Annotated in this window: 1 pseudogene; it reads left to right on the top strand. The window is 35.6% G+C overall.

From position 1 onward, the window contains the following. Positions 1-309, top strand: a pseudogene (locus ACJ5GX_RS06760) (chaperonin GroEL); the annotation flags it as partial.

A 309-nucleotide genomic window follows, 5' to 3' on the forward strand; every position in this document is an offset into this window, starting at 1 on the left:
GATCTACTACTGACAAAATCAAACAGGTAGCCTCTATTTCTGCTAATAATGACGAAGTTATCGGTGAGTTAATCGCAACTGCTTTCGGTAAAGTTGGAAAAGAAGGTGTTATCACTGTTGAAGAAGCAAAAGGAACTGATACTTACGTAGATGTAGTAGAAGGGATGCAATTTGACAGAGGGTACTTATCTCCATATTTCGTTACAAACCCTGAAAAAATGGAAACGGAATTCGACAATCCGTACATTTTATTATACGATAAAAAAATCTCCTCTTTAAAAGAATTACTTCCTGTATTAGAACCTGTAG

The sequence above is a fragment of the Wolbachia endosymbiont of Tuta absoluta genome, assembly GCF_059414725.1.